The sequence below is a fragment of the Pseudomonas sp. BP8 genome (assembly GCF_017875955.1).
Lineage (GTDB): Bacteria > Pseudomonadota > Gammaproteobacteria > Pseudomonadales > Pseudomonadaceae > Aquipseudomonas.
Genome location: NZ_JAGINK010000001.1, coordinates 3,930,348 through 3,953,261, shown reverse-complemented (window position 1 = coordinate 3,953,261; position 22,914 = coordinate 3,930,348). Strand labels below are relative to the sequence as shown.

At 63.0% G+C, this 22,914-nt stretch carries 22 protein-coding genes; 7 read left to right on the top strand and 15 right to left on the bottom strand.

What is annotated here, in order from left to right; all coding sequences use genetic code 11:
- The first annotated feature begins 109 nt into the window (after positions 1–109).
- Entirely contained in the window at positions 110–376 is a 267-nt protein-coding gene (locus tag J3B00_RS17205) for a DUF1652 domain-containing protein (protein WP_209869105.1), read from the top strand.
- A 50-nt stretch (positions 377–426) separates the two neighbouring features.
- On the opposite strand, the gene J3B00_RS17200 is transcribed toward J3B00_RS17205, so the two are convergent.
- From J3B00_RS17200 to J3B00_RS17185, 4 genes are all read right to left on the bottom strand, one after another.
- Entirely contained in the window at positions 427–714 is a 288-nt protein-coding gene (locus J3B00_RS17200; protein ID WP_209869101.1) for a hypothetical protein, read from the bottom strand.
- A 270-nt stretch (positions 715–984) separates the two neighbouring features.
- The gene (locus J3B00_RS17195; RefSeq protein ID WP_209869097.1) at positions 985–1,821 is read right to left on the bottom strand and encodes a bifunctional allantoicase/(S)-ureidoglycine aminohydrolase; all 837 of its coding nucleotides are present in this window, start codon (positions 1,819–1,821) and stop codon (positions 985–987) included.
- Between the two features lie 133 nt (positions 1,822–1,954).
- On the bottom strand, positions 1,955–3,319 hold the full coding sequence (locus J3B00_RS17190; RefSeq protein WP_209869092.1) for an LLM class flavin-dependent oxidoreductase: 1,365 nt from the start codon (positions 3,317–3,319) through the stop codon (positions 1,955–1,957).
- Between the two features lie 29 nt (positions 3,320–3,348).
- A complete protein-coding gene (locus tag J3B00_RS17185) occupies positions 3,349–4,329 on the bottom strand; it encodes an aliphatic sulfonate ABC transporter substrate-binding protein (RefSeq protein ID WP_209869088.1) in 981 nt (326 codons plus the stop codon).
- Between the two features lie 333 nt (positions 4,330–4,662).
- On the opposite strand from J3B00_RS17185, the gene J3B00_RS17180 reads away from it, so the two are divergent.
- On the top strand, positions 4,663–5,571 hold the full coding sequence (locus J3B00_RS17180) for a hypothetical protein (protein ID WP_209869085.1): 909 nt from the start codon (positions 4,663–4,665) through the stop codon (positions 5,569–5,571).
- Here J3B00_RS17180 and J3B00_RS17175 read toward each other — a convergent pair.
- Positions 5,540–6,238 (bottom strand): methyltransferase domain-containing protein, encoded by a 699-nt coding sequence (locus J3B00_RS17175; RefSeq protein ID WP_209869080.1) that lies wholly within the window; start codon positions 6,236–6,238, stop codon positions 5,540–5,542. The two genes, J3B00_RS17180 and J3B00_RS17175, sit on opposite strands and share 32 nt — an antisense overlap.
- Positions 6,239–6,369: 131 nt before the next feature.
- Between J3B00_RS17175 and J3B00_RS17170 the strand changes: the two genes are divergently transcribed.
- The 3 genes from J3B00_RS17170 (at position 6,370) to J3B00_RS17160 (ending at position 9,642) form a co-directional block, all read left to right on the top strand.
- Complete coding sequence (locus J3B00_RS17170) at positions 6,370–7,584, top strand: YeeE/YedE family protein (protein WP_209869077.1); 1,215 nt, start codon at positions 6,370–6,372, stop codon at positions 7,582–7,584.
- A gap of 129 nt (positions 7,585–7,713) precedes the next feature.
- Positions 7,714–8,688, top strand: coding sequence for a quinone oxidoreductase (locus J3B00_RS17165; RefSeq protein WP_209869072.1), 975 nt, complete (start codon positions 7,714–7,716; stop codon positions 8,686–8,688).
- 21 nt (positions 8,689–8,709) lie between these two features.
- Positions 8,710–9,642 (top strand): LysR family transcriptional regulator, encoded by a 933-nt coding sequence (locus J3B00_RS17160; protein WP_209869069.1) that lies wholly within the window; start codon positions 8,710–8,712, stop codon positions 9,640–9,642.
- Between the two features lie 259 nt (positions 9,643–9,901).
- On the opposite strand, the gene J3B00_RS17155 is transcribed toward J3B00_RS17160, so the two are convergent.
- On the bottom strand, positions 9,902–10,231 hold the full coding sequence (locus J3B00_RS17155) for a hypothetical protein (RefSeq protein ID WP_209869066.1): 330 nt from the start codon (positions 10,229–10,231) through the stop codon (positions 9,902–9,904).
- A 215-nt stretch (positions 10,232–10,446) separates the two neighbouring features.
- On the opposite strand from J3B00_RS17155, the gene J3B00_RS17150 reads away from it, so the two are divergent.
- Both J3B00_RS17150 and J3B00_RS17145 read left to right on the top strand, forming a co-directional pair.
- Complete coding sequence (locus tag J3B00_RS17150; RefSeq protein ID WP_209869061.1) at positions 10,447–11,196, top strand: FadR/GntR family transcriptional regulator; 750 nt, start codon at positions 10,447–10,449, stop codon at positions 11,194–11,196.
- A gap of 612 nt (positions 11,197–11,808) precedes the next feature.
- Entirely contained in the window at positions 11,809–12,108 is a 300-nt protein-coding gene (locus J3B00_RS17145; RefSeq protein ID WP_209869058.1) for a hypothetical protein, read from the top strand.
- Here J3B00_RS17145 and J3B00_RS17140 read toward each other — a convergent pair.
- The 9 genes from J3B00_RS17140 to J3B00_RS17100 all read right to left on the bottom strand — a co-directional run bounded on the left by J3B00_RS17140 (position 12,077) and on the right by J3B00_RS17100 (position 22,862).
- Positions 12,077–13,657, bottom strand: coding sequence for an aldehyde dehydrogenase (NADP(+)) (locus J3B00_RS17140; RefSeq protein WP_209869055.1), 1,581 nt, complete (start codon positions 13,655–13,657; stop codon positions 12,077–12,079). The two genes, J3B00_RS17145 and J3B00_RS17140, sit on opposite strands and share 32 nt — an antisense overlap.
- A 57-nt stretch (positions 13,658–13,714) precedes the next feature.
- Complete coding sequence (gene garD, locus J3B00_RS17135) at positions 13,715–15,268, bottom strand: galactarate dehydratase (RefSeq protein ID WP_209869053.1); 1,554 nt, start codon at positions 15,266–15,268, stop codon at positions 13,715–13,717.
- Positions 15,269–15,345: 77 nt separating this feature from the next.
- Positions 15,346–16,713 (bottom strand): MFS transporter, encoded by a 1,368-nt coding sequence (locus J3B00_RS17130; protein WP_209869051.1) that lies wholly within the window; start codon positions 16,711–16,713, stop codon positions 15,346–15,348.
- 103 nt (positions 16,714–16,816) lie between these two features.
- Positions 16,817–17,728 carry a 5-dehydro-4-deoxyglucarate dehydratase gene (gene kdgD / locus J3B00_RS17125; RefSeq protein WP_209869049.1) on the bottom strand — a complete coding sequence of 304 codons (912 nt, stop codon included), beginning with the start codon at positions 17,726–17,728 and terminating at the stop codon, positions 16,817–16,819.
- Between the two features lie 439 nt (positions 17,729–18,167).
- Positions 18,168–18,980, bottom strand: coding sequence for a type 1 glutamine amidotransferase (locus tag J3B00_RS17120; RefSeq protein ID WP_209869047.1), 813 nt, complete (start codon positions 18,978–18,980; stop codon positions 18,168–18,170).
- Positions 18,981–19,366: 386 nt separating this feature from the next.
- Positions 19,367–20,149 (bottom strand): amino acid ABC transporter ATP-binding protein, encoded by a 783-nt coding sequence (locus J3B00_RS17115; RefSeq protein WP_281075727.1) that lies wholly within the window; start codon positions 20,147–20,149, stop codon positions 19,367–19,369.
- Positions 20,150–20,174: 25 nt separating this feature from the next.
- Positions 20,175–21,419, bottom strand: a complete 1,245-nt coding sequence (locus J3B00_RS17110; RefSeq protein ID WP_209869045.1) for an FAD-binding oxidoreductase — start codon at positions 21,417–21,419, stop codon at positions 20,175–20,177.
- Between the two features lie 16 nt (positions 21,420–21,435).
- Positions 21,436–22,146: an ABC transporter permease subunit gene (locus J3B00_RS17105; RefSeq protein ID WP_209869043.1), complete on the bottom strand. Its 711-nt coding sequence runs from the start codon at positions 22,144–22,146 to the stop codon at positions 21,436–21,438.
- Positions 22,143–22,862 (bottom strand): ABC transporter permease subunit, encoded by a 720-nt coding sequence (locus J3B00_RS17100; protein WP_209869041.1) that lies wholly within the window; start codon positions 22,860–22,862, stop codon positions 22,143–22,145. Before J3B00_RS17100 ends, J3B00_RS17105 begins: the two co-directional genes overlap by 4 nt.
- Between the last annotated feature and the right edge of the window lie 52 nt (positions 22,863–22,914).

Sequence of the window (22,914 nt, the reverse complement as noted above, 5' to 3'; positions counted from 1 at the left end):
GTCCTGGCGAATGGACCTGCGACAGGACATGCGCACTATCAATTGGCGTCTAGCCCCCAAACGGCGTAATTACACACAACAGGCCATCCTGGAAAGAGAGGGTCGTACCATGTCGTTGATTGGTGTTTCGATGCTGGAAATGCGGCAAATCATCGAACAGGCCTGCCTGCCTGATCGGTGTGAAGTGATTTGCCCTGACGGGACCAACCTGACCATTCGGCTGGGTGAGGGGCAGAGCCTCAAGGATTGCGTGACCCTCAAGGATGTCCCACTCGCTAGCCTCAACAGCTGCCGTGATCTGGCAGGGCTGGTTGCGCAACTGCGCGCCGAACAGCGCCTGGCCCATCACGTGAGCGCTGCCAAGGCAAGCGCCTGATCACCTCCCGGTGCCTCGGTCAGCCAAGGCTGGCCGGGCGCATCTGTTGTTCAGCGCAGCTCGAGTATCAGGTTTAATCCGCCATCACCGCATTTACTGTGGTCACCTACCACGCCACGGTAACTTCGCCCTTCCCAGGTAAAGGCCACACTGTGGGCGCAATCAAGTTTTGCCGGGATCGGTGGCGACACGTGCAGCCGCAGGGCAGGGCAACCGCGCAGGGTCATGGTGGCGACTTGTACCTGGCATTGAGCGCGGTGCGCCACCGGGCCGAGAAAGGTATCCCGAACGTAGTCCAGTTCCAGATTAGCGCTGAGCGCGCGGTAGCGAGTATTCATGGCTCATGATGCTTTTGGACGAACATGGGCAGCTCCTTGCGAAAAGGTGCGGACATGAAGGTTTTGAGAGTTTTAGCGGATAGTTGTTCAACTTGATTACAGGCAGTCCAAGGTTGAATCGCCCAGCCTGCAGCGCCCGGCATAGAACAAAGCCCGCAACACGCCGCATCACAAAGAGGCAGTTCGGGCGCTCGCTGCGCACCTTGAACACGATAGCGGTAGAAACGCAAAGCCCGCCATCAAGGCGGGCTTGCAGCTAGCAGCCTGGGCTCAACGGTTGGGGTTGAGGGTCAGGTGCACGTGGCGGTTGACGTCTTTGTACAGCAGGTAGCTGAACGGGCCTGGGCCGCCGGAGTAGCAGGCTTGCGGGCAGAATGCGCGCAGCCACATGAAATCACCGGCCTCGACCTCGACCCAGTCCTGGTTGAGGCGGTAGACCGCCTTGCCTTCCAGGACATACAGGCCATGTTCCATGACGTGGGTTTCCGCGAACGGAATTACGCCGCCCGGCTGGAAGGTCACGATGTTGACGTGCATGTCGTGGCGCATGTCGGCCATGTCGACGAAGCGGGTGGTTTTCCAGGCGCCGTCGGTGCCCGGCATTTCGATGACCTGGGCCTTGTCGCGGTGGGTGACGAAGGAGGCCGGCAGGTCCAGGCCTTCAACCCGCTGGTAGTGCTTGCGCAGCCAGTGGAAGGTGACGTTGGACTTGCTGTGGTTGCGCAGGCTCCAGACGGCGCCGGGGGCGATAAAGGCATAGCCGCCTGGGGTCAGGGTGTGGTTGGTGCCTTCCAGGGTGATGTCGAGTTCACCCTCGACGATGAACAGCACTGCTTCGGCATTGGTGTCCAGCTCAGGACGCTCGCTGCCACCCTCGGGCGCCACTTCAACGATGTACTGCGAGAAGGTCTCGGCAAAGCCAGTCAGCGGGCGGGCGATGACCCACATGCGCATCTTGTCCCAGAACGGCAGGTGGCTGGTGACGATGTCACGCATCACGCCCTTGGGGATCACGGCGTAGGCTTCGGTGAACATGGCACGGTCAGTCAGCAGCTCGGTCTGAGCCGGGTGCCCACCGTGGGGGGCGAAGTAGGAATGATTCGACATGGACAGTCTCGACTTGTTGTTCTCTCCCCGTGCCGGAAACCGCACCGGCCGGTGCGCCGCAGGGGATGCACGGACAGGATAGGGTCCGTGCATGGCCATCCACAAATTAAATGTTGAAATACCCGCTATTTGATTACTGAATGTGAACCTGGCGCCCGGCATGCTGTTCAGGCAGGTGATCACCCTGGCCGAACAGCTTGTGCCGTAGCGTGCCGTCCTGGTAGCCCTGGCGATAGCGGCCACGGCGTTGCAACTCGGGGATCAACAAGTCGACGACGTTGCGCAGGTCGTCTGGTTGTACGGCATAGGTCAGGTTGAAACCGTCGATGCCGGTCTGGTCCAGCCAGGTCTCCAGTTGGTCGGCAATGTCACTGGCCGATCCCACCAGTACCGGGCCACGACCACCGAGGCCGATGAATTCGGCGGCCTCGCGAACCGTCCAGCGGCGCGTCGGGTCAGCGGCGGTGAACGCTGCCAGCGCGGCGCGTCCGGCATCGTTTTCGACGTATTCGATCAGCGCATCCGGATCGAGCCCGGCGAAGTCGATGCCGGTCCAGCCAGACAGCAGGGCCAGCGCGGCATCGAGGTCGACATAGCGTCGGTACTCGGCGAACCGCGCTTCGGCTTCCTCGCGGGTGGTGCCGACGATCAACAGGGCCTGGGCATAGATCAGCACTTCGTCACGGCCGCGCCCGGCCGCCTCGCTGGCCTGACGCACGCCGTCAGCATAGCGGCGCAGTACCGTCGGCGATGGCCCACTGATGAATACGCACTCGGCATGTTGCGCGGCAAACGCCTGGCCGCGCGCCGAAGCGCCCGCCTGGAACAGCACCGGGGTGCGCTGCGGTGACGGTTGGCAGAGGTGCATGCCGGGCACCTGGAAGTGTTCACCGGCGTGGCGAATCGGGTGTACCCGCGAAGGCTCGATGTAGCGACCGCTATCGCGTTCGAGCACCACCGCATCGTCTTCCCAGCTTTTTTCCCACAATTTGTACAGCACTTGCAGGTATTCATCGGCCAGGTCGTAGCGTTGGTCGTGGCCGAGCTGACGGGGCAGGCCGAGGTTGCGGGCGGCGCTGTCCAGGTAGCCCGTGACGATGTTCCAGCCGACTCGGCCGTTAGTCAGGTGGTCGAGGGTCGACATGCGTCGGGCGAACGGGTAGGGGTGCTCATAGGTCAGTGAAAAGGTCACGCCAAAGCCCAGGTGCTCGGTCACCCCGGCCATGGCCGGGACCAGCAACAGCGGGTCATTTACCGGCACTTGCACGCCGCCGCGCAGGGCGGCGTGCGGCCCGCCCTGGTAGACGTCATAGATGCCCAGCACGTCGGCGATGAACAGTGCATCGAACAGGCCGCGCTCGAGCAGGCGGGCGAGGTCGGTCCAGTAATCCAGGCGATTGAACGCCACGCTGGTATTGCGCGGGTGGCGCCAGAGACCGGGGGACTGGTGGCTGGCGGCGTTCATGCTGAAGGCGTTGAAGCGGATCGGGCGCGACATGCGAGGCATCCTTTGGCGCGGGGCGTAAGTCAGGGCAGCACGGCGGTTGGGTAGACCGCGTCAGCCACGCTGAGCTTGTGCGGGATCAGCCCCAGGCCCTGGAAGGTATCGGCCAGTTTCTGTTGCTCGGCGACGATCTGCGAGGTAATCGCCACCGCGTTGTAGTTGCGGCGTTCGCTGGCCACTTCGAGGATATTGGCGTTGATCCCCAGTTGCGGCGCGAGCAGGCTGGCGACCTCGGCTGGCTTGGCGTTGGCCCACTGGCTGACTTTCGACAGTTCGCTGAAGAAGGTCTTGAGCAGCTCGCGGTGCTGGTCGGCGAAGCTGGCGGTAGACAAGTAGAAGGTGCGGTTGTTGGTCAGGCCACTGCCATCGCGCAGGTTCTTCAGGCCTGGCTGGGCTTCGGCGGCGGCGAGGAACGGGTCCCACAGGGTCGAGGCCTGGACGCTGCCCGACTGCAGGGCGGCGACGGCATCGGCAGCGTTGTTGACGTAGGCGGGGGTGATGTCCTGGTAGGTCAGGCCGGCTTGCTGCAGGGCCACGGCCAGCAGGTACTGGGCATTCCAGCCGCGTCCGGTGGCGACCCGCTTGCCTTTGAGGTCCTGGATGCTGGTGATGTGATCCTGCTCGCGCACAACCAGGCCGATGCCGCGTGGGTAGGGTTGCTCGGCGGCCAGGTAGACCACCGGCTTGCCGGCAGCTTGGGCGAACACCGAGGGCGCGTCTGCCGCATGGCCGAGGTCGATGGCGCCCGTGCTGAGGGCTTCGAGCAGTTGCGGCCCGGCGGCGAACTCGTGCCAGCTGACTTTTACCCCTTGTGGTGCCAGGGCTTTCTCAAGGGCGCCACTGCCCTTGAGGATGTTGACGCTGTTGAACTTCTGGTAGCCGATGCGCAAGGTCTTGGCGTCATCGGCGATGGCGTTGGACCACGGCAGGAGGGCACTGGCAACGCTGGCCAGCAGGCCGCCGAGCAGCAGGCGGCGAAGGGGGGAGAAGGCACGGTTGGACACGGGAATCGCTCCTGGGCGGGGGGCTGGGAATGTGTGATCCAGCGTAAGGAGATGGCCCGTTGCTTTCAATTTTTTAATTCCATTTGGTTAGATTGTTTTGTTCTTTTTATATCCTTTTGTGTTGGTAAGGGCGGCCTTATCTAAACGACTAACGTCAGCTCATTGATTCAGCGCTCCTACAGGGCACCTGCCGCATTCACCACTGTGTTCTCTGCGCGACGGCGCAGCCCAAAGGGGGTTAGCGGTGCTCTCCGGGGACTTGCCCAGCGAAGGCGCTCGACATTTTTTTCACATCCCCTTGCTAGGATCGCCACCATTCAGAGGAGTCAGTGGATGGTGCAGGTTTTGCGCATGCGTGGTGTACGCATACTGTTGGGCACGACTGCCGCGGTCGTGGTCAGCGCGCTGGGTTTTTTCGCCTGGCAGGGTTTCTATCCGGTCCAGGCCGGCGAGGGCTGGCAGGTCAAGGTCCTGCATACTTCTGTTGCCAAGGCCGCTTCGCTGCTACCGCTGGCTGACGGCAGCCTGCTGGTCAGTCGCGAACTGGACGACGGCCGCGGCAGCATTATCAAGATCACCGCGCAAGACGATCGGGTCGTGCTGGTCGAGGGGCTGTCCAAGCCCGATGGCATGGTGGCCGCCGAGGGTGGTTGGGTGTTCAGCCAGGAGGGCGGCCGGGCACCGGTCAGCCTGCAGCGAGACGGCCAGATCACGCCGTTGTTCGAGGGCGAAAGCGTGCAAGGCCTGTGGAACGACGGTGAGCACCTCTACGCGATCGAAGACCGTCGCGGCAATGGCCGGCTGATGCGCTATGACTGGCGCAGCGGCCAGCTCGACGTACTGCGCTCGGGCTTGAGCGAAACCGAAGGCCTGACTCGCTGCGACGATGGGCGACTGCTCTATACCGAAAAAGCGGCGGGCAAGATCCGCGCGCTCAGCGATGACGGCCAAGACCCGGTGGTGGTCGACAACCTGCGTAATCCAACCTTCCTGATGTGTGACCAGCGCGGCTTGTGGATCAGCGAGGACTCGACCCACCGCGCGCGGCTGTTGCGCATCGACGGCGACGGCCAGCGGCACACCATGTTGACCTTCCTCAAGGCGCCGCAGGCCATCGTCGCCGATGGCAGGGGTGGCTACCTGCTGGCCGAGGGCGGTCGTAATCGCGTCCTGCAGCTGACCCCGCCGGTCACCGCAGACACTGCCCAGATTACTTCCGGACAGCCGGCCAGGGTGCGTTGAGTGATTCTTCGGCGATCAGCAACAAGGACTGCGGTACCGGGCTCTGCGGATGCTGTGGCTCCTGCAGGCTGCTCAGGTTCAAGCCAGCCATGTCCAGCGCAGTGAGCCAGCTGGACAGGGTCCGGAAGTACCAAGGCATCGGCTGCCACTGGCCGCTATAACCGGCGAAGGTTTCTTCCCGCCAGCCGTCCTGGTAGTCGCCGTTGGCAACGCTCCAGGGGTGCAGGGTCTGAATCACCAGCGCACCGCCAGGCCCGAGCAGCCCGCGCAATGCCGCCAGTAGCGGGATGATGTCCTGGTGGAGCAGGGCGAAATTGGCGCTGATCAGATCGTAGCCCTTGCCAATATCCATGTCGCCATCGACCACCTGCGCGTAACTGGCCAGGTGCACCGGGTCCGCCCCTGCTGCCTGGGCGGCCGCTACCAGGGTGGCATCGCCATCCACGCCGACAGTTTCGATACCGCGGTCTGCCAGTGCCCGCAATAGCCAGCCCTCGCCGCATCCCAGGTCCAGTACCCGATCAGGTTGACGGCCGAGTATGGCCAGCAGGATCGCCTGGTCAGTGACCTGGCGGCGGCTCTCGATCGCGCCGCTGCGGATGGCAGTGATCCAAGCGTTGGCGTTGTGTTGCCAGCTTTGCTGAAGAGTGGTTTCCGGGGCGGGCATGGGGGATCCGGCGTCGAGGTGATGTGTGCCAGCTTAGACCCGATGCTGGCCGGTGACGATGCTCGCGACAAGCGCTGTCTGCCCCTCAGCGCTATACTCGCCGCCCGTTTCACAGATATCCGAGTATTCCGATGGGCCTTTGCACAACCGCCACACCCGAACCGCGCCGCCTGGGCGCGCCACTTATCGCCCTGGCCCTGCTGCTGGCCGGTGCTTGGTTTCTCAATCTCAACGCTGGCTTCAAGCAGGTACTGCTGCTGATCGTCGGCGCGGCGCTGGGCCTTACCCTCTATCACGCCGCCTTCGGCTTCACTTCGGCCTGGCGGGTGTTCATCACTGAACGGCGCGGCGCGGGCCTGCGTGCACAGATGGTCATGCTGGCCCTGGCCGTGTTGCTGTTCTTCCCGGCACTGTCGGCGGGCAGCCTGTTCGGCAACCCGGTGACCGGTCTGGTGGCACCCGCCGGGGTGTCAGTGGTGTTCGGGGCGTTCATCTTCGGTATCGGCATGCAATTGGGTGGCGGTTGTGCGTCTGGCACGCTGTTCACTGTGGGCGGCGGCAATGCGCGGATGCTGGTGACCCTACTGTTCTTCATCATCGGTTCGGTGACGGCCACGCATCACGCCGACTGGTGGTTCGCGTTGCCATCGTTCCCGGCAACCTCGATCGTCCAGGCCTGGGGCGTGGCGCCGGCCCTGCTGGTGAGCGTGGCAGTGTTCGGCCTGATCGCCTGGCTGACGGTGGTGCTGGAAAAGCGCCGATACGGCCAGCTCGAAGTGCCCGTGGCCAGTGAAAATCAAGGCCTGCGGCGCTTCCTGCGTGGGCCTTGGCCGCTGGTCTGGGGGGCGATTGCCCTGGCACTGCTGAACTACGCGACCTTGGCTCTGGCAGGGCGTCCGTGGGGGATCACCTCGGCGTTTGCCCTGTGGGGGGCGAAAACCCTCAGCGGGCTGGGCGTGGACGTCGGCAGCTGGGTGTTCTGGCAGGCACCGGCCAATGCCAAGGCCCTGGCCGCGCCACTGTGGCAGGACATCACCACGGTCATGGACATCGGCATCGTCCTCGGCGCGCTGCTCGCCGCAGGCCTGGCGGGGCGCTTTGCGCCGAGCCTGAAAATACCGTTGCCTTCGCTGGTCGCCGCCGTCATCGGTGGGCTGCTGCTGGGCTATGGCTCGCGGTTGGCCTACGGCTGCAACATCGGCGCCTACTTCAGCGGGATCGCCTCAGGGAGCGTGCACGGTTGGCTGTGGTTGGTTGCGGCGTATGCTGGCAACCTGATCGGTGTGCGCCTGCGGCCGTGGTTCTTTGCCGGTGAGCGCCGGGCACCGGCGTTGAGTGGCTGCTGATTCGCGCTAGTCCGACGGGGAGCATAATTGCTGCGCCTGGTGCAGAAATGATCTGCAGTAGCCCTAATTGCTCAATGCCTATGCACTGATTAGCCTGAATACATCGTTTATTCCTTCAGGAGATCAGGCATGACCACGCGAATCTTGCTGACCGACACCGGTAGCGCTGAGGTGATGCGGCTGGAGTCCCTGCAGCCGCAAGCGCCTGGCCCAGGCCAGGTCTGGCTCGAGCAGAGTGCAATAGGGGTAAACCCGCTGGACGTCCTGCAGCGCAAGAGTGGCGCAGGCTTGAGCCTGCCAAGCGGCCTTGGCCTGGAGGGTGCCGGGCGGATTACCGCCGTGGGTGAGGGCGTCGAGAACCTGCAGGTCGGAGATCGGGTTGCTTATGCCACTGGCCCCTTGGGTGGATACTCCAGCGGTCGCTTGTATCCTGCCGAGCGGCTGGTCAAGCTGCCGCCGTCGATCAGTGACGAGCAGGCGGCAGCTGTACTGTTCAAAGGGATCACCGCCCAGTATCTGTTGAAGACCACATACCCCGTAGGCCCAGGTAGCCAGGTGCTGATCTATGGTGCTGGCGGCGCCCTCGGCCAGTTGATGGTGCCGTGGGCCCGGCACCTCGGGGCGAGGGTGATCGGCGTGGTGTCCAAGCCCGACAGCGTCGAGCGCGCTGCGGCGGCGGGCTGCGAGCACGTGCTGGTGTTCGATGCCGAGCGGCTCGCTTCGCAGGTCCGGGCCCTGACTGACGGAAAAGGTGTGGACGTGGTGTATGACGGCGTAGGCAAGGTGTCATTCAACGCTTCGCTGGACGCCTTGCGCCCGCGCGGCCTGCTGGTGTCGTTCGGGGCCACCTCGGGTGCACCAGACCCCATCGAGGTGGCCACACTCAATACCAAGGGTTCGCTGTACTTGACGCGGCCATCGCTCGCGGCACACACGCACACTGTTCAGGCGTATCAACAACGTGCGACAGATGTGCTAGAGGCGGTCGTCAGCGGTATCATCCAGCCGCGCATCTGGCGGCGCTATCCGCTGGCCGACGTGGCCACGGCCCATGCCGACCTTGAGCAAGGGCGATCGCAGGGTGCGCTGATCCTGATCCCTTGATCGCCGCCAACGAGCCTTGCCATGGATTCTTTCGACAGTCGCCGAGCCGACGAACTTGCCACCCTGCTGGCGCTGCACGAGCACGGCTCGTTTGCGGCGGCCGGTCGCCAGCTGGAGCGTCACCCTTCGGTGCTGTCGCGCCGGCTTGGCGCGTTGGAGCAGCGCTTGGGCATCCGCCTGGTCGAGCGTACTACCCGTCAGTTACGCTTCACCGATGAAGGCGAGCGCCTGGTGTCACGTTTGCGCCAGGCTAGCCGGCTGATCGAGGAGGCTGAACAGGAGGCCGCCCAAAGCGCCGCCACGGTGCGCGGGCGCCTGCGCCTGGCGCTACCGGCAGCGATGGGCCGACGCTGGTTGAGCGGGCTGTTGGCCGATTTTGTCCTGGCTCATCCGCAGGTCATGCTAGAGGTTGAATATTCGGATCGTTTTGTCGATCTGGTGGGTGAGGGATTCGATGCCGCCATTCGCATAGGCGAGCTGGCCGACAACCGTCTGGTGGCAAACAAGCTCTGTGATCACCTGCGCATCCTCTGTGCGGCGCCAGCGTACCTGGCGAACCATCAAGCGCCGCAATGTCCAGCTGATCTGGAGACGCACAATTGTCTGGGGTTCAGTGGCTTGCGTTCATTTCCGGAGTGGCGCTTGACGGCGGGCGGACGGCAGCAAAGCGTCAAGGTCAGTGGTTCATTACGCGGCAACGACAATGAAGCGTTGCTGGAAGCGGCGCGCCGGGGTGTAGGGATTATTGCCGGGGGCGACTGGCTCATGGTCGAGGACCTGGCGACGGGCAGGCTTGTTCGGGTTTTGCCGCAGTGGCAGCTGGATGTGGCGGCGGGGATCTACTTCGTGCGGCCGTCAGCGCGGTTGAATACAGCGGCGCTGGGGGTATTCAAGGAGTGGCTGGAGCGACATTTCCAGGCGGGAGCGCCTTGGCGAATGATAGAGGAATGCTAGAAACTAGGTCAGATAAGATCTTTAACCTACTGATAAATATCGTTAACTTCCTTCGCTCCCTTTCCGGCCGGTCCGCACCCCGGCAAGGCCACTCCTACGGCATATCGCGCAGTCTTTGAGGCATGCACCGTCCCTGTGGGAGCGGCCTTGTGTCGCGAAAGGGCTGCGGAGCAGCCCCAGCACCCTCAAGACAGCCCAAGATGGCTGTGCATGCCCGCGAAGCCCTGAATATCCAATCTAACTAATTGATAAATAAAGGTTAACGCTTCGCCACAGCATGCTGCACACACTGCTCATAATACGTCTGCTTGATCGCAGCAGGCTTCAACCGCGAGCGACTGTTGTACGTCTGCTCGGTAATACCGAAGGCGGTCATGCGCATCCAAGGCTTGGCAAACTTGCGCGCCTGCAGCCGTTTGCGCGTCGCATACAGATTGACCCCGTTGAGCTTGGCCTGCTGCGCCTCTGCGGCAATCTGCGCGCCCCAGCCACAAACATGACGATCGTTCTTGCTCAACGCCCGGGCCTGGGCGCCAAAGGCGAGCGTGGCCAGCAGGCAGCCGGCCATGGTTGCTAGAAAAACCCGCATGCTGCTGTCCTAAGCTTATGAAGGAAAACGAAGTTTGCCTTCAGTTGATTCACTTGGGGGCCAGCAATTTGCCGTCAAATGAAGTGCACGTACAGCAGCACTTTAGCGGTCGGGTATTTCGCCGGGGCTACAGATAAAAACCGCAACGCATGTATGTGATCGTACAACTGCATGCGCTATCATGACGCTTGTCTTTCAAGGTGAAACACAAGGCAATGACAGAGCAGCAGGTACAGGCAAAGACCCGGCGCAAGCCGCGCAGTCTGGCCCAGGAACTGGTCACAGTGCTGACCGAACGAATTCGCAGTGGTCAGCTCAAGCGCGGCGACAAGCTGCCGACCGAGTCGCAGATCATGGCCGAAGAGGGCGTCAGCCGCACCGTGGTGCGTGAGGCGATCTCTCGGCTGCAGGCTGCAGGCCAGGTGGAAACCCGCCATGGCATCGGCACATTCGTTCTGGATGCGCCGGCGGGAGGCGGTTTTCGCATCGACCCGGCCACCGTGGTCACCTTGCGCGAGGTGTTGGCGGTGCTGGAGTTGCGTATCGCCCTGGAGATCGAGTCGGCCGGACTTGCCGCGCAGCGGCGTGACGATGAGCAACTGGCCGGCATGCGCGCAGCCCTTGATGAGCTCAACGAGGGTGTCGCGCATGCGTCCGATGCGGTGTCGGCGGACTTCCAGTTCCACCTGCGCATCGCCCATGCCAGTGGCAACCATTACTTCGCTGACATCATCAACCACCTGGGCACCAGCATCATTCCGCGCACGCGGTTGAACTCGGCGCGCCTCGCGCATGACGACCAGGCGCATTACATGAGCCGACTGAGCCACGAGCATGAGGCGATCTATGAAGCGATTGCCCGGCGCGACAGCGAAGGGGCGAAGATGGCGATGAGGATGCACCTGGCCAACAGCCGCGAGCGTTTGCGCCAGGCGCATGAGGCGGCTGAAGCGCAAGGGGCCTGAGGCTTGCCGGTACAGCCCATACGTCTTCAGCATCGACATGAAAAAGCCCCGCGCATGGCGGGGCTTTTTTATGGTTCTTCATGGATTGTTGGGGGCGATGATCTGTTGGGCATGGCTGGCTTTGGAATTGTGGGCTTAGCCATTTGATGTGGTGGCTTTTCGGGCCCCTTCCGCCCTTACGGCGGGTCACTTTTTTTCTTGGAAAAAAGTAACCAAAAACCGCTTGCTCCATCATACGGCCCTTCGCTGCGCTACGGGTTCCCTCGCTCCGGTCTTGCTCCGGGAGGACCGCGCTGTACGGCCCATCCTGGGCCTCAGCGCTTTCCGGCCATCCATGGCCTCCACCTCCCTGCGCAAGACCTCCACTCGGCCTCCTGAAGTCGCTGGTAGATCAAGAGCCAGATCAAGATCAAGATCAAGATCAACAGCCAGGGCAACGGCTGGCGAATCGCTGCGCTCTCGCTTTGTTTGTTTACGAGCGGATTTGTGGGGTGGCTGGCAGGGCTGCGCCCTGCGATTTGCATTGGCAGTACCGGCGTCTTCGCGGGACAAGCCCGCTCCTACAGGGATTGCGCCAAATTCAAAATCGGCGCTGTTCCTGTAGGAGCGGGCTTGTCCCGCGAAGAGGCCCGAATATCCACCCCAACTGCCACTTTCAAAAACAACGCCAGACCAGACGCCGCCCGTAAATTCGCGACTTCAGGAAACCGGAGCGACGCAGTGAAGGGCCGTATGATGGAGCAAGCGGTTTTTGGTTACTTTTTTCCAAGAGAACAAGTGACCCGCCGTAAAGGCGGAAGGGGCCAGAAAACCCCGCAATATCTTCAGCATCGACATGAAAAAGCCCCGCACATGGCGGGGCTTTTTCATTACTCAACGCTTACAGCGAAGCGTCGCTCCACTGGCCATTGACCAAGCGGCGCAGACCCAGCGGGTTGCCATCCTTGAGCGCCTCAGGCAGCAGCGCCTGTGGGTAGTTCTGGTAGCACACCGGGCGCAGGAAACGATCGATGGCCAAGGTGCCGACCGACGTGCCGCGTGCATCCGAAGTGGCCGGATACGGCCCGCCGTGGACCATGGCATCGCACACTTCAACGCCGGTCGGGTAACCGTTGACCAGGATCCGACCGACTTTCTCCTCCAGCAGCGGCACCAGCCAGGCAAACGCTTCGAAGTCCTCCGGCTCGCCGATCAGGGTTGCGGTCAGCTGGCCACGCAGGCCCAGCAGGGCAGCGCGCAGTTGCTCGTTGTCCTTGACTTCGACCGCCACAGTGGTTGGGCCGAACACTTCTTCCTGCAGCAGCGGGTCGGCATCGACCAGCAGGCGCGCATCAGCCTTGAACAGCTGGGCACGGGCTTGGCTGCCTTGTTGTGGCTGGCCTGCCAGATGCTCGATACCCGCGTGGGCCTGCAGGTGCTCAAGGCCGCTGACGTAGCTACGCAGGCCGCCGGCATTGAGCAGGGTCTGGCCCGCCTGAGCGTCCAGGGCTTGGCCGACACTGGCCAGCAGGGTGTTGAACTCAGGCGATTGCAGGCCGATCACCAGGCCAGGGTTGGTGCAGAACTGGCCTGCGCCGAGGCACACCGAACCGGCCAGCTCGCGGGCGATGGTTTCGCCACGTTTGGCCAGCGCACCCGGCAGGATGATCACTGGGTTGATGCTGGACATTTCGGCGAACACTGGGATCGGCTGCGCGCGCTCGGCAGCCATACGGCACAGGGCGTCGCCACCCTTGAGCGAGCCGGTAAAGCCGACGGCCTGGATTGCCGGGTGCTTGACCAGCCATTCGCCGACACCACCACCAAAGACCATGTTGAACACGCCTTTGGGCATGCCGGTACGTTCAGCCGCGCGGCTGATGGCACAGCCGACCAGGTCAGCGGTGGCCATGTGGCCGCTGTGCGCCTTGAACACTACGGGGCAACCCGCGGCCAGGGCCGCTGCGGTATCGCCACCGGCGGTGGAGAAGGCCAGTGGGAAGTTGCTCGCACCAAACACCGCGACCGGGCCGACACCAATACGCATCTGGCGCAGGTCGACGCGTGGCAGCGGCTGGCGATCAGGCAAGGCCTGGTCGATGCGCGCACCGAGGAAATCGCCACGGCGCAGAACCTGGGCGAACAGGCGCATCTGGCCGCTGGTACGGCCGCGCTCACCCTGGATGCGGGCGGCAGGCAGTGCGGTCTCGCGGCAGACGATGGCGACAAAAGCGTCATCCAGTTCGTCCAGCTCTGCAGCGATGGCGTCAAGGAACTCGGCGCGGCGCGCTGGCGACAGCTGGCGGAACTCGACGAAGGCCGCAGCGGCGGCACGTGCGGCCTGGTCTACTTCACATTCGGTGGCTTGGGCAAAGCTGAAGGGCAGGGCCTCGCCGCTGGTGGCATCGAGGCTCTGCAGGCGCTGTGGGCCGGCGGCGCTGCGCTGACCGGCGATGAAGTTGTGGCCAAGAATCTCAGGCATTGGGTGCTCCTGTGGAAAGGTAAGTGAACAGGCGTCGATACTTTTCATTCAGGTAAATCAGGTAATCGGCGCCGGGTTGAACAGGGTGATGTCGTTGTGCAGCTTGTGCTGCTCGGCCCAGGTCTGCTTGCGTCCGCTGGCCACGTCCAGGTAATAGTGGAACAGCTCCCAGCCGAGCTCTTCGATAGTGGCGCGGCCGGTGGCAATGCGCCCGGCGTCGATGTCGATCAGGTCGGGCCAGCGCTGCGCCAGCTCGGTGCGGGTGCAGACCTTGACCACCGGCGCCATGGCCAGCCCATAGGGCGTACCGCGGCCCGTGGTGAACACGTGCAGGTTCATTCCGGCCGCCAGTTGCAGCGTGCCGCAGACAAAGTCGCTGGCCGGTGTGGCACAGAAGATCAGGCCCTTGCGCTCGATCCGCTCGCCAGGGCCAACCACGCCCTGAATGGCGCCGCTGCCAGACTTGACGATAGAGCCGAGGGACTTCTCGACAATGTTCGACAGACCGCCTTTCTTGTTGCCTGGCGTGGTATTGGCGCTGCGATCAGCTGCGCCTTGTTGCAGGTAGCGGTCGTACCAGTCCATTTCGCGGATCAGGGCGTCGGCGACTTGCGGGGTTTCGGCACGGGAGGTGAGCATGTAGATGGCGTCACGCACTTCGGTGACTTCCGAGAACAGCACGGTGGCGCCGGCGCGCACCAGCAGGTCGGCGGCATAGCCCAAGGCCGGGTTGGCCGTGATCCCAGAGAAGGCGTCGCTGCCGCCACACTGCATGCCGAGGATCAGTTCGCTGGCCGGGACCGTCTCGCGGCGGCGCTGGTCGAGCTTGATCAGGCGCGCTTCGGCCAGCTCCATGATCTGCTCGATCATTTCGACAAAGCCCAGGCTGGCGTCTTGCAGGCGGTACAACCACGGTTCGCTGAGGTCGACCGAGGGATCGTCTTCATGCATGACCTGGCCGGCCTGCAGCTTCTCGCAGCCGAGGCTGATCACCAGCGCTTCGCCGCCAAGGTTTGGGTTACGGGCCAGGTTGCGGACGGTGCGGATCGGGATATAGGCGTCGCGGGCGTTGATCGCCACGCCGCAGCCGTAGCTGTGGGTCAGGGCGACCACGTCGTCGACGTTGGGGTATTTGGGCAGCAGCTCGTCACGAATGCGCTTGACCGCGTGGTTGAGCACGCCGGTCACGCACTGCACGGTGGTGGTGATGCCGAGAATATTGCGAGTGCCGACGGTGCCGTCAGCGTTGCGGTAACCCTCGAAACTGAAGCCATCCAGGGGCGCAAGTGGCGCTGGCACGGCATCACAGCGCGGCAGGCTGTCCAGCTCAGGGGCGGCGGGCATGGCCAGTTGGCTTTCCTGGACCCAACTGCCTTTACGCAGGTCTTCCAGCGCATAGCCGATGATCTGCCCGTAGCGACGCACGGGCTCGCCTTGCTTGATCTCGCCGGTGGCGACCTTGTGGCTCTGCGGGACGCCCTCGACCAAGGTGAGGCCATCGGCAAAGCGGGCGCCTTCGCCCAAACCACCATCATTGACCACCACGACCACGTTGTCGTCATCGTGCAGGCGGACGTAGCGGGGCGAGTCGGAATGTTCGATCAACTGCATGATTAGGCCCTTCTTATCGTTCTATCAGGCTTTGTACAAACGCCCGCACCTCGGTCAGCAGGTGCAGGCGTGTTCACTCAGTGGCGTGCGCTTGCCAGTTCGTTGCTGGCAGGCGGCGTCGGAGCGGGTTCATCGTTGGGCACGTCGCGTAGCTCGATCCGTTTGATCGGACCGACGATCACCAGGTAGCTGAACACCGCCACCAGAGCATTGGCGCCGACATACACCAGGGCCCATTTGAACGAGCCGGTGGCGCTGATGATGTAGCCGATGACGATTGGCGTGGTGATCGAGGCGATGTTGCCGAAGGTGTTGAACAGCCCACCCGAAAGGCCAGCGATCTGCTTGGGCGAGGTGTCCGCAACCACGGCCCAGCCCAGTGCGCCGATGCCTTTGCCGAAGAATGCCAGGGTCATGAAGCCGACCACCATCCATTCCGCGTCGACGTAGTTGCAGAAGACCATGGTGGTCGACAGCATCAGACCGCAGACAATCGGCAGCTTGCGCGAGAAGGTCAGCGAGTGGCCACGGCGCAGCAGCCAGTCCGACAGGACCCCGCCGAGCACGCCGCCAATGAAGCCGCAGATTGCCGGCAACGAGGCGATGATGCCTGCCTTGAGGATGGTCATCCCACGTTCCTGCACCAGGTACACGGGGAACCAGGTCAGGAAGAAGTAGGTGATGGCGTTGATGCAGTACTGGCCCAGGTACACGCCCAGGAGCATGCGGCTGGTCAGCAGTTGCTTGACGTAGCCCCATTTCGGGCCATCGTTGCCACGCTTCTGGTCCATGTCGACCAGGCCGCCATTCTGCTCGATGTGCTCAAGCTCGGCCGGGCTGATTCGAGGGTGCTGACGCGGGTTGTAGATGGTCTTCAACCAGACCATGGAGAACACGATGCCGAGCACGCCCATCACGACGAAGACGTGCTCCCAGCCGAAGCTGAACACGATCCAGCCCATGATCGGGGCGAACAGCGCGGTGGCGAAATATTGCGCCGAGTTGAAGATCGCCGAGGCCGTACCGCGTTCCGCTGTCGGGAACCAGGCCGCGACGATGCGGGCATTGCCCGGGAACGAAGGTGCTTCGGCGAAACCGACCAGGAAGCGCAGGGTGAACAGGGTAACCACTGCCCAGGCTACAGGCATGCCACCGACAAAACCTTGCAACAGGGTGAACAGTGACCAGGTGAAAATACTGAACGCGTAGACGTTCTTGGAACCGAATCGGTCGAGCAGCCAGCCGCCAGGGATCTGACCTGCCACATAAGCCCATCCAAAGGCAGAGAAGATATAACCGAGGGTTACGGCGTCAATGCCTAGGTCTTTCTGCAGGCTGGAGCCTGCGATGGCGATGGTGGCGCGGTCTGCATAGTTGATCGTGGTCACCAGGAACAGCATGAACAGGATCAGGTAGCGTACATGCGTTTTTTTAGTCGCTTGCATGCTGGGTACTCCCACTAATTATTTTTGTGCGGGCTAACGAGTTGTGACCGGAGCCAGGGTATCCCCGGCTCCGGTTCGCGGCTTTGGCAGGCCGCAGGGTCGCTTATTGCGGGCCCATCTTGTCCATCAGGGCGGCGAGCATTTCGTACTCTTCGCCGGTCAGGTCGGTCAGCGGCGTGCGCACTGGGCCTGCGTCGTAACCGGCGATCTTGGCGCCAGCCTTGACGATGCTCACGGCGTAGCCGGATTTGCGGTTACGGATGTCCAGGTACGGCAGGAAGAAATCGTCGATCAGCTTGTTGACGGTGGCGTGATCTTCACGGGCGATGGCGTGGTAGAAGTCCATCGCAGTCTTCGGCACGAAGTTGAACACCGCCGAGGAGTAGACCGGCACACCCAGGGCTTTGTAAGCAGCAGCATACACTTCGGCGGTTGGCAGGCCACCCAGGTAGCTGAAGCGATCGCCCAGGCGGCGACGGATCGACACCATCAGTTCGATGTCACCCAGGCCATCTTTGTAACCGATCAGGTTCGGGCAGCGTTCGGCCAGACGCTCGAGCAACGGAGCGGTCAGGCGGCAGACGTTACGGTTGTAGACCACAACGCCGATCTTGACCGATTTGCACACGGCTTCAACGTGGGCGGCAACGCCGTCCTGGCTGGCTTCGGTCAGGTAGTGCGGCAGCAGCAGCAGGCCTTTGGCACCCAGACGCTCGGCTTCCTGAGCGTATTCGATGGCCTGGCGGGTAGAACCACCGACGCCAGCGAGGATTGGCACCGAATGCTCGCAGGTGTCGACTGCGGTCTTGATCACTTGGCTGTATTCGCTGGCAGCCAGGGAGAAGAATTCACCGGTACCGCCGGCAGCGAACAGGGCAGTGGCGCCATAGGGTGCGAGCCATTCCAGACGCTTGATGTAGCCGGCCTGGTTGAAGTCGCCCTGGGCATTGAAGTCGGTCACTGGGAACGACAGCAGGCCGTGGGAGAGGATGGATTGCAGTTCAAGTGGATTCATTGTTATTGGCATCCTATGGCGCTTTTTGGGTGGAGAATCAATGTGAGAGGTAAGTTATCGTACAACTTGTACGATGACTAGCCCCCTGGTGCATTTTTTTTATTGGATTGGGGCTGAAGGGGGTGTTGGGTGGGCTGACGTCTTCGCGGGGCAAGCCCGCTCCTACAGGGGTGGCGGCGTTCTTAAGGCCCCTGTAGGGGCGGGCTTGCCCCGCGCAGAGGCCGGTTTCGCCAGCGTGAAACTGATGGTAATAGGGGGGGCGACGACTGGAGGGAGTCAGTCGTCGTATGTCTTGGTGGGAGGGGTAAAAAAGATCGCAGGGACAGGCACAAGCTCGCCACCCGTTGCTACGGGAAGTGTTCTGGGACCAGCAGAGGGTGACCGCAGAAGCGAGGGCGGCCTTGCGCCGCCCCGCGATCAAAACTAACGAAGCGTAGTGTCAGGCCGCCTGATGGCGTTTGCTGACCTGGGCCTTGCGGACCTGGGCGCGGCAGGCGTCGCCAAAGGCCTTGAACATCTTGATCGAATCCGGGTTTTGCGCCGCTTGCCATTCGGGGTGCCATTGCACGGCAAACAGGAAGGGCGAGATACTCGGCCCGTGGATTGCCTCGACCAGGCCGTCTTCGGCCACGGCGATCGGCTCGAGGCCTTCACCGAGGTTGCGCAGGCCCTGGCCATGCAACGAGTTGACGCGAATCTGGTCGGTACCCAACGCGTCACGCAGCCAGCTGCCCGGCTTGATCGTCACGTTATGGACCTGAGCGTATTGCACGTCGACCGGGTCTTCCGGGTTTTCCCGGTGATCGTTGAAGCCCGGCTCGGCGTAGACCTTCTGGTAGATGTCGCCACCCAGCGCCACGTTGATCTCTTGCATGCCGCGGCAAATACCGAAAATCGGCAGGCCGCGGGCGAGGGCCAGTTGCACCAGAGGGATATCGAACAGGTCGCGCTGTTTGTCCTGGGCCTTGCCAGGGGTCTCGTTGTCCTGGCCGTAGAGGGCCGGGTCGATGTTGCTGCCCGCGCCGGTCAGGTAGACGCCGTCAGCCAGGTCGAGGTAGCGCTCGAGGTCTTCGGTGCCACAGCAGGTGGGCACCAGGACTGGCATGCAGTCTGCGAAGTCGACCAGGGGGGTGATGTATTTGTGGGTCATGACCTGATAGTCATGGCCTTTGCGCTCTTGACTGCCCATGGTCATCAGGACGACGGGTTTGCGCAGGGAAGGTTGCTTGTTGCCAATGTTGCTGTTGGACATATGTCACCTTGGGACAGGTGCTTCCTGTCGTTGTTGTGCAGGCGCACGGCCTTGGCCTTGTATGCGACCTGGGGCTCCGAGCACTGCCGGCTCGCAGGGGAGACGATGCCGGTCGGGGCTTACTCATAGCTTGCCAGAGCCGTTTAATATGTCAAACGAGTGGCACACGGTTAAATGCCTGTTTTGGGGCGGTGTAGGGCGGCGGGGCCTTGGCTGGCAAGGGTTTGGCAGGGGATTTGGTAAATATATTTAACGATGCAGTTGGATCATTGCAGCGGCGCAATGATCCGGGCGTTTTTAGACAGTAAGGGCCTGTTCACCGGGCAAGATGCTCACAAATCCTTTAGGAGCGGGCTTGCCCCGCGAAGAGGCCAGCACTGTCTGCATCAATGCAGGATCTGCTTCAGGAAGGCCTGCGCCCGAGCCGTCTGCGGTTGGCCAAAGAACACCTGCGGTGGGCTGTCCTCGATGATCTGCCCACCTTCAAGAAACAGCACACGCTCCGCGACCTGCCGGGCAAAGCCCATTTCATGGGTCACGCAGAGCATGGTCATGCCGGTATCTGCCAGCTTCACCAGGACATCCAGCACTTCGGCGACCATTTCCGGATCCAGCGCCGAGGTGGGCTCGTCGAACAGCATGATCCGCGGCTTCATGCACAGTGCCCGGGCGATAGCCACGCGCTGCTGTTGGCCGCCGGAGAGTTGGCTGGGGTATTTGAGCGCCTGGCTCTCGATGCCGACCTTGCTCAGGTACATCCGCGCCCGCTCCTCGGCATCCTTGCGCGACAGCCCGCGCACGCTGGTGGGCGCGAGCAGGCAGTTGTCGAGCACGCTCATGTGCGGGAACAGGTTGAAGTGCTGGAATACCATGCCGATCTCACTGCGGATCTGCGCCGCTTGGCGCTGATTGCTGGCCAAGTCGACCCCAGCCACCTTGACCGTACCCTGTTCGGCGACTTCCAGACGATTGATGCAGCGGATCAAGGTCGACTTGCCCGACCCGGAGGGGCCGCAGAGCACGATCCGTTCACCTTCGCGCACCTGCAGGTCGATATCGCGCAATACATGGAAGGCACCGTAGTGCTTGTTCAGGCCCTCGATGCGGATCAGCACCGGGCGCGGGTCGGGTTCAGGGATGATGCTGGCGAGGCTGAGCGTGGCGGTCATAGTGTTGTTCTCCCGCTGGGATGGTTTAGTCGAAGCGTGCAGCGCTGTAGGGTGCCGGGTCGGTGAACGGTGCTTCGCCGGTGACCAGTTCGGCCAGCAAGCGGCCGCAGACCGGGCCAAGGGTCAGGCCGTGATGGGCGTGACCAAAGTTGAACCACAGGCCCTTGTGGCGGGAGGCTGGGCCGATCACCGGGCGCATGTCCGGCATGCACGGGCGGCGGCCGAGCCAGGGGGTGTCATCCAGGCGTTCGCCCAGGGCCGGGAACAGCTGTCGGGCCAGGGTTTCGCAGCGGTTGAGCTGGATCTCGTTGCCCGGCGCATCGCTGGCGGCGAACTCGATCCCGGTGGTCAGGCGCACGCCGCGCGCCATCGGCGCCAGTACGTAGCCGCCCTGGGTATCGCAGATCGAATGCTGCAACTGGGCGTCATCAAGGGTCGCGTAGTGCATGTGGTAGCCGCGCTTGATCCCCAGCGGGAAACGGTAGCCAAGGGGCGCATACAGCTCGGCGGACTGCGGCCCGAGGCAGGCCACCACTTCGTCAGCGCTGATTGGCCCGCGTTGGCTGTCGACCTGCCAGTGGCCGTCGACCTGACGCAGGCTGCGCGCATCGCCCTGGATAAACTGCCCGCCACGCTTGACGAAGAGTGCGGCGTAACCGCGGGTGAGGCCGCCAGGGTTGCTGACGGTCTTCGGGTCGAGCCAGTGGATACCGCCGATCACGTCGTTGCCCAGGCGCTGCTCGCGGGCCTGCAGTTGTTCGCGTTCGAGGATCTCATAGCGCAGGCCATAGCGGGCGAGGCCCTTGACCTCAGCCTTGGCCTGGGCGAACAGGGCCGGATCGCGATACACCTCGATCCAGCCCTTGGCCTGGACCACTGCAGTCAGCCCTGCGGCTTCGATCAGCGCATCGTGCTCTTCGACGCAGCGCTGCACCAGCGGCAGCATGTCGGCCGCCGCAGCGGCCAGTCGGCTGGGCGCCGACTGGCGCCAGTAGCGCAGCAGCCACGGCGCCGCCTTGGGCAAGTGCAGCAGGCTGTAACGCACGTCGGGCTGGCGGTTCAGGCCATAGCGCAGCAATGCGCCGACACTGCGCGGAAAAGCGTAGGGGATGACGCTGGAGCGCTCGATCAGCCCGGCATTGCCATGGCTGGTGCCGCTACCCGGCGTGTCGCGGTCGATCAGGATCACCTGGCGGCCGCGCGCTTGCAGGTGCAACGCGGTGCTGACGCCGACGATACCGGCGCCCAATACGATGGTCTGGCAATACATGGAGCGTATCCTTCGGTCAGTTCAGGTGGCGGCCCAGGCGGGCTTCCAGGTGTTTCAGGGTGCGCCGGACGATTTCCACGATCAGCAGGTAGAGCACGGCTGCCCACAGGTAGATCTGAAAGTCGAAGCTGCGTGAAAAGGCCAGCTTGGTCACGCCCATGAGGTCGTAGATCGTCACCAGCGAGGCAATCGCGCTGGCCTTGATCATCAGGATCAGTTCATTGCCCAAGGGGCCGATGGCCACCAGCAACGACTGCGGCATGATCACCTTGAAAAAAGTGGTCGAGCGTTTCAGGTTCAGTGCCCGAGCGGCTTCGTATTGCCCTGGGGCGATTGCCAGCAGACTGCCGCGGAAGATCTCTGCCTGGTAAGCCGCGGTGTTCAGGGTGAAGGCGAGCAGGGCGCAGTACCAGGCGTCGCGGAAGAACCACCACATGCCCAGGTCCTGCCAGAAGCTCTTCAGCGAGCCGAGGCCGTAATACAGCAGAAACAGTTGCGCCAGCAGCGGCGAGCCGCGGAAGAAGTAGATGTAGCCGGCAGCCAGGCGGTTTACCAGTGGCTGCCTGGACATTCGCGCCAACGCCAGCAGCAGGCCAAGTACCGCACCGAGCGTGAAGGAAATCGCCACCAGCTTGGCGGTTACCAGCAGGCCATCGATAAAGCGTGGCCCATAGCGCTCGAGCAGCTGCGGGTCGAGCACCATGCCCATCAGTTGTTCCAGGCTCATGCACGTGCTCCTTGCAGGTGGCGGCTGCAGCGCCGTTCAATGAAGGCGAAGACCCGCCCCGAGAGCGCCGAGAACAGCAGGTAGCCCAGGCAGGCGACGCCATAGAAGAACATCGGCTCCTTGGTGACGCTGACGGCCAGGTTGGTCTGGCGCATCAGGTCGACAAGGGAGATGGTCGATACCAGCGAGGTGTCCTTGAGCAGCGACAGCCAGTTATTGGACAAGCCAGGCAGAGCGATGCGGGTCAGTTGCGGCAGGACTACCTTGAAGAACCCGGTGCGCTTGCTCAGGCCCAGCGCAGCGCAGGCCTCCAGCTGACCCTTGGGCAGGGTCTTGAAGGCCGCCAGCCAGATTTCGCTGGAGAATGCGGCGAACACCAGGCTGAAGGCGATCATTGCGGCAAGAAAGGTATTGATCAGTACCTCGCCTTCATAGCCCATCGCGGCCAGCAGGTTTTGCGCGGCAATCTGGCAGCCGTAATAGATGATGAGCAGGGTGAGCAGTTCGGGCAGGCCGCGGAATACGGTGGAAAAGGTGGTTGCCCAGGCCCGTGGCAGGCGCTTGCGTGAACGCGCCGCCATGGCGACAACCAGACCCAGCGGCAAGCCGATCGGCAGACAGGCGAGGGCAAGCGACACGGTGACCAAGGCGCCGGCGAGCAGCGCCTGGCCCCAGCCACCGCTGGCAAAGGACAGCAAGGACAGTTGATCGAGCATGGGTGAATCCCCACTGAAAGAATGGGCCGACCCCGCCAACAGGCCAGCCCTG

What these genes read in the sequence shown, in the direction of transcription:
- J3B00_RS17205 (WP_209869105.1), top strand. Translation starts at nt 110, where the DNA reads ATGTCGTTGATTGGTGTTTCGATGCTGGAAATGCGGCAAATCATCGAA.
- J3B00_RS17200 (WP_209869101.1), bottom strand. Translation starts at nt 714, where the DNA reads ATGAATACTCGCTACCGCGCGCTCAGCGCTAATCTGGAACTGGACTAC.
- J3B00_RS17195 (WP_209869097.1), bottom strand. Translation starts at nt 1,821, where the DNA reads ATGTCGAATCATTCCTACTTCGCCCCCCACGGTGGGCACCCGGCTCAG.
- J3B00_RS17190 (WP_209869092.1), bottom strand. Translation starts at nt 3,319, where the DNA reads ATGTCGCGCCCGATCCGCTTCAACGCCTTCAGCATGAACGCCGCCAGC.
- J3B00_RS17180 (WP_209869085.1), top strand. Translation starts at nt 4,663, where the DNA reads ATGGTGCAGGTTTTGCGCATGCGTGGTGTACGCATACTGTTGGGCACG.
- J3B00_RS17175 (WP_209869080.1), bottom strand. Translation starts at nt 6,238, where the DNA reads ATGCCCGCCCCGGAAACCACTCTTCAGCAAAGCTGGCAACACAACGCC.
- J3B00_RS17170 (WP_209869077.1), top strand. Translation starts at nt 6,370, where the DNA reads ATGGGCCTTTGCACAACCGCCACACCCGAACCGCGCCGCCTGGGCGCG.
- J3B00_RS17165 (WP_209869072.1), top strand. Translation starts at nt 7,714, where the DNA reads ATGACCACGCGAATCTTGCTGACCGACACCGGTAGCGCTGAGGTGATG.
- J3B00_RS17160 (WP_209869069.1), top strand. Translation starts at nt 8,710, where the DNA reads ATGGATTCTTTCGACAGTCGCCGAGCCGACGAACTTGCCACCCTGCTG.
- J3B00_RS17155 (WP_209869066.1), bottom strand. Translation starts at nt 10,231, where the DNA reads ATGCGGGTTTTTCTAGCAACCATGGCCGGCTGCCTGCTGGCCACGCTC.
- J3B00_RS17150 (WP_209869061.1), top strand. Translation starts at nt 10,447, where the DNA reads ATGACAGAGCAGCAGGTACAGGCAAAGACCCGGCGCAAGCCGCGCAGT.
- J3B00_RS17140 (WP_209869055.1), bottom strand. Translation starts at nt 13,657, where the DNA reads ATGCCTGAGATTCTTGGCCACAACTTCATCGCCGGTCAGCGCAGCGCC.
- garD (WP_209869053.1), bottom strand. Translation starts at nt 15,268, where the DNA reads ATGCAGTTGATCGAACATTCCGACTCGCCCCGCTACGTCCGCCTGCAC.
- J3B00_RS17130 (WP_209869051.1), bottom strand. Translation starts at nt 16,713, where the DNA reads ATGCAAGCGACTAAAAAAACGCATGTACGCTACCTGATCCTGTTCATG.
- kdgD (WP_209869049.1), bottom strand. Translation starts at nt 17,728, where the DNA reads ATGAATCCACTTGAACTGCAATCCATCCTCTCCCACGGCCTGCTGTCG.
- J3B00_RS17120 (WP_209869047.1), bottom strand. Translation starts at nt 18,980, where the DNA reads ATGTCCAACAGCAACATTGGCAACAAGCAACCTTCCCTGCGCAAACCC.
- J3B00_RS17115 (WP_281075727.1), bottom strand. Translation starts at nt 20,149, where the DNA reads ATGACCGCCACGCTCAGCCTCGCCAGCATCATCCCTGAACCCGACCCG.
- J3B00_RS17110 (WP_209869045.1), bottom strand. Translation starts at nt 21,419, where the DNA reads ATGTATTGCCAGACCATCGTATTGGGCGCCGGTATCGTCGGCGTCAGC.
- J3B00_RS17105 (WP_209869043.1), bottom strand. Translation starts at nt 22,146, where the DNA reads ATGAGCCTGGAACAACTGATGGGCATGGTGCTCGACCCGCAGCTGCTC.
- J3B00_RS17100 (WP_209869041.1), bottom strand. Translation starts at nt 22,862, where the DNA reads ATGCTCGATCAACTGTCCTTGCTGTCCTTTGCCAGCGGTGGCTGGGGC.